3 protein-coding genes and 1 pseudogene are annotated in these 5,023 nt (G+C 60.2%); all 4 read left to right on the forward strand.

Translation table 11 applies throughout. The features are described 5' to 3' along the window. On the forward strand, positions 1-459 hold a 459-nt coding region (locus AC30NL_RS17505; RefSeq protein WP_489465272.1), incomplete at its 5' end, for a calcium-binding protein. 93 nt (positions 460-552) lie between these two features. Beyond that, on the forward strand, positions 553-2,781 hold the full coding sequence (locus tag AC30NL_RS17510; RefSeq protein ID WP_489465273.1) for a type I secretion system permease/ATPase: 2,229 nt from the start codon (positions 553-555) through the stop codon (positions 2,779-2,781). 5 nt (positions 2,782-2,786) lie between these two features. Further along, positions 2,787-4,238 (forward strand): HlyD family type I secretion periplasmic adaptor subunit, encoded by a 1,452-nt coding sequence (locus AC30NL_RS17515; RefSeq protein WP_489465274.1) that lies wholly within the window; start codon positions 2,787-2,789, stop codon positions 4,236-4,238. A gap of 249 nt (positions 4,239-4,487) precedes the next feature. Beyond that, positions 4,488-4,897, forward strand: a pseudogene (locus tag AC30NL_RS17520) (helicase C-terminal domain-containing protein); the annotation flags it as partial. Between the last annotated feature and the right edge of the window lie 126 nt (positions 4,898-5,023).

Below are 5,023 nucleotides of genomic sequence, written 5' to 3' on the forward strand. Positions count from 1 at the left end.
AACGACTACGTCTACGGCGAGAACGGCAACGACGTGATCGACGGCGGCGCAGGCAACGACCAGCTCTCGGGCGGTGCGGGCAACGACACCTACCTGTTCGGTCGTGGGTCTGGTGCAGATACGGTCAGCGACTACGACTCAACGGCCGGAAACACTGATCTACTCTCGATTGGCACTGGCGTGGCGACCAACCAGCTATGGTTCCGCCGCGTTGGCGCTGATCTGGAAGTCAGCATCATCGGCGGCACCGACAAGAGCACCTTCAGCAATTGGTACTCGGGCAGTGCCTACCACGTCGAGCAGTTCAAGACCTCTGACGGCAAGATGCTCCTTGACAGCCAGGTTGATGCTCTGGTCTCCGCGATGGCAGCCTTCGCGCCGCCGGCCGCGGGCCAGACCACCCTCCCGGCAGACTATCAGACGGCACTCAACCCGGTGATTGCTGCGAACTGGAAGTAAGCCACCAGTCCCAAGGCTGCGGCCTTGCCCCCATAGCCCGGTCTCTGGCCCGGGCTTGGGGGTTTTTCATATGGATGAAGAGAAAAGCGTTTGATGACACAAGTACCCCGCGACGACCTGCCCCACATACCCCATAAGGGGCTGACGGTCGTCGGCTCGACAACAGAACATGGGGCGCCCGCTTCCCCGCCGCCCACAATCGACACCGGCTTGGCGTGCTTGGTCATGATGGCGCGCTTGCACGGAATTGCCGCCGATCCAGACCAACTGGCGTACGAGGCGGCAGTGGCTGGCCGCCCCTTGGGCACGACCGACTTGTTGTTGGCTGCCAAGCGCCTGGAGTTGCAAGCCAAAGCCGTGAAAGTGGATATGGCGCGACTGGCCAATACGCCCCTGCCCGCCGTGGCTGTGGGACAGGACGAAGACAGATCGGTGGATTTCTTCATTCTGGCGCGCGTGGATGGTGATCAGGCATTGATCCAATCGCCTGCCGTCGGTCGCCCGGAGACGTTGACGCTCTCCGAACTACAAACCCGCTGGTCGGGCGAGCTGATCCTGTTCACTTCCCGAGCTTCAATGTCGGGCGAGCTGAGCAAGTTCGATTTCACCTGGTTCATTCCGGCCATCGTCAAATACCGCAAGCTGCTGATGGAAGTCTTGCTGGTCAGCTTTGTGTTGCAGTTCTTTGCCCTCATCACACCACTGTTCTTTCAGGTGGTGATGGACAAGGTGCTTGTGCATCGAGGCTTTGCCACGCTGGATGTGATTGCCGTGGGGCTGACGGTGGTGGTGCTGTTTGAAGTGTCGCTCACTGCCTTGCGTAGCTACGTGTTCGCGCACACCACCAGTCGCATCGATGTGGAGCTGGGCGCAGGGCTGTTCCGACATCTCTTGACCCTGCCGCTGGCGTATTTTCAGGCGCGGCGTGTGGGCGACTCGGTGGCGAGGGTGCGCGAGCTGGAGAACATTCGCTCCTTCTTGACCGGCAACGCCATCACCCTGGTGCTGGACTTGCTGTTCTCGGTCGTATTCATTGCCGTGATGCTGTACTACAGCGGCTGGCTCACCCTGATCGTGGTGATCTCGCTGCCGTGCTATGTGATCTTGTCAGCCTCGTTCACGCCTGTGCTGCGCGCCCGCTTGCATGAGAAATTCAATCGCGGCGCGGAGAACCAGGCCTTTCTGGTGGAAACCATCAGCGGCATCGACACCGTCAAGGCGATGGCGGTGGAGCCCTATTGGACGCGCAAGTGGGACAACCAGTTGGCGGCTTATGTGTCGTCAAGCTTCAAAGCAGCCACGGTCGGCGCCTTTGCCAACAGCGGCGTGACGCTGATCTCCAAACTGGTGACGGTGGCGAGCATGTACGTGGGTGCGCGGCTGGTTATCGACAACCAGCTCACCGTGGGCCAATTGATCGCTTTCAATATGCTGGCCGGGCAGGTGGCACAGCCGGTGATGCGGTTGGCACAGTTGTGGACAGATTTTCAGCAAACGGGTATTTCGGTTCAGCGCCTGGGCGATATTCTGAACACCCGTACGGAAGTCGCTGGCAACAAGAGTGCTCTGCCGCCGTTGGCTGGGCGCATCACGCTCGATGAGGTGGTGTTTCGCTACCGGCCTGACGGGCCAGAAGTGCTCAAGAGCGTATCGGTGGATATTGCCGCTGGCGAGGTGATCGGCATTGTGGGCCGCTCCGGTTCAGGCAAGAGCACCCTGACCAAGCTGGTGCAGCGCCTGTACGTGCCCGAGCGCGGCCGGGTGATGGTGGACGGCATGGATTTGGCGCTGGCTGACTCGACGTCGCTGCGCCGCCAGATTGGCGTGGTGCTGCAAGAAAACGTGCTGTTCGCCCGCAGCGTCCGCGACAACATCGCCCTGGCCGACCCGGGTGCACCACTGGAGGTCGTGATTCAAGCGGCCAAGCTCGCCGGGGCGCATGAGTTCATTTTGGAACTGCCCGAAGGCTACGACACCCGGGTGGGCGAACACGGCTCCACGCTATCAGGCGGGCAGCGCCAGCGCATCGCCATTGCCCGTGCATTGATGACCAACCCACGGGTGCTGATTTTTGACGAAGCCACCAGCGCGCTGGACTACGAGAGCGAACGCATCATTCAAGACAATATGAAGGCCATCTGCAAAGGTCGCACGGTGATCATCATTGCCCACAGACTGTCGGCGGTCCGTGATGCGAACCGCATCATCGTCATGGAGCGTGGGCAGATCGTGGAGACGGGGACGCATGCCGACTTGCTTCGCCCTGTAACGGACGGCTCGGCCGGTCACTACGCACGGCTGCACCGCTTGCAGCAGGGGTGAAGAGAATGCGTATCAACCTAGCCAACCCTGTACGAGTAAGCCCGCGCCTACAAGCCTTTGCCGATCTATTTAAACGCTACGGCGCTGCATTCCGCCACGCATGGCAACACCGCGCCGGCATGCAACCTACCGAGCGTCTTCCGCACGAGGCGCAGTTTTTGCCCGCCGCGCTCTCCTTGCAGGAGACGCCCGTCTCGCCTGCACCGCGTGTGGCAATGTGGATGCTGATCGGATTCGCATTGCTGGCAGTGATGTGGGCCAGCTTCGGCCATATCGACGTGGTGGCCACGGCGCAAGGCAAGGTGGTGCCGAACGATCGCACCAAGACCATCCAGCCGTTTGAAACCGCCACCGTCAAGGCCATCCATGTCACGGACGGGCAGCAAGTCAAAGCCGGTGACGTGCTGATCGAGCTGGATGCCACCACCGCACAAGCCGACCAGGATCGGGTGCAGAGCGATTTGGGGGTGGCCCGGTTGCAAGTGGCACGCGGGCAAGCCATGCTGTCCGCGCTGGACAGTGGCCGAACCTTGAAGCTGACGAGACCTAACGGAGTGGACGACGTCAAATTCGCCGAGGCACAACGCCTGCTTGCAGGCCAGATGGCCGAAGTCAGCGCCAAACAAGGCCGGATTGAGGCTGAAACCGCCAAGCGCGAGGCGGAACTGCGCTCGACGCAAGAGTTGGTGCGCAAGCTGGAACAGACTGTGCCGATTGCCACGCAACGCGCGCAGGATTTCAAGAATCTGGTTGACCAGAATTTTGTGTCCAAGCACGGCTACATGGAGCGCGAGCAGGCCCGCATCGAGCAGGAAGCTGATCTGGCTAATCTGCGCAGTCGACTCAAGGAGATTGAAGCCGCGTTGCGCGAGGCCCGTGGCCAGCGTGCCGAGTTGCTGGCCGAGACAGGGCGTGCCAGCCTGGACAGCATCACCGATGGACAGCAAAAGGTTGCAGCACTGGAGCAAGATCTGGTCAAGGCCGATTCACGCGGCAAGCTGATGCAACTGACCTCGCCGGTGGACGGCACGGTGCAGCAACTGGTGGTTCACACGGTCGGTGGGGTGGTGACACCCGCGCAGCCGGTGATGGTGATCGTGCCGCGCGACAACTCGCTGGAGGTGGAAGCCTTTCTGGAGAACAAAGACATCGGCTTTGTCAAACCGAACCAGGATGCGGAGGTCAAGATCGAGACCTTCCAGTACACCAAGTACGGCACCATCCACGCCAAGGTGACCACGGTGTCGCATGACGCGATCAATGACGAGAAGCGCGGCCTGATTTACTCGACACGGGTCAAGATGGAAAAGGCCAGCATCAACGTGGACGGCTCCCCAGTTTCCTTGAGCCCGGGCATGGCCGTGTCTGTGGAGATCAAAACCGGTAAGCGGCGGGTGATCGAGTATTTCTTGTCGCCGCTGATGCAGCATACGAGTGAGAGTTTGCGGGAGCGTTGAGCGGTGTGACGCAGAATCTGCAGTAGGGGTGCAGGCGTTGGCAACCGTCTGTGGATTTGGGTTCGATCGCGAATTCCACCACCTACTGCAGTGTTTCAGGCTATGCGGAACATAAGACCGCCTCTTTGGCCCCGTGACGTTCGTTGCAAATCCTCGCGATACCACGGGTGTCGCTGCGGTTTGCGCCTAGCCACGCGGCCAATTCCGTCGGTCTGATCAAGTTCCGCATAGCGTGAAACACTGTGCGAGGAGTTTTTCGATCGCTTCACCGCGCAGGGGCAGGGCATTGGCTTCGCCGTGCTGGGCGGATCGTTTGCCGAGGGCATCGACCTGCCTGGCAAGCTGCTGATCGGCGCCTTCATCGCAACGCTGGGCATGCCGCAGTTCAATCGCATCAACGAAGAGGTGCGCCGCCGCATGGATGCGACTTTCGGCGAGGGTTATGAATACACCAATCTATTCCTGGGTATCCGCAAGGTCGTGCAAGCCGGGGGCGGGTAATCCGAACTCCCTCGGACCGTGGAAGCCTGCATCTGATTGACGATCGGTTTTCAAAGCCTGAGATCGTTCGATTGCTGCCGAGTTGGTGGAAGGTATTGCACTCCTATGGCCAGCCTGGCCTCGCGCTTCCTTCAGCTGGTTCGTGCAGTTGCCAGTAAATGACGCTTGTCTGAACCAAAGATAATAGGTGTCAAGTCCCGTGTGTTCATAGACCTTTTTGACGAACAACTCGGGCTTTTTTTCACGCCAAGCCTTGAGCGCCTGAATGGGTGTTTGATGCTTCA

The sequence above is a fragment of the Rhizobacter sp. genome (assembly GCA_021153565.1).
Lineage (GTDB): Bacteria > Pseudomonadota > Gammaproteobacteria > Burkholderiales > Burkholderiaceae_C > Albitalea.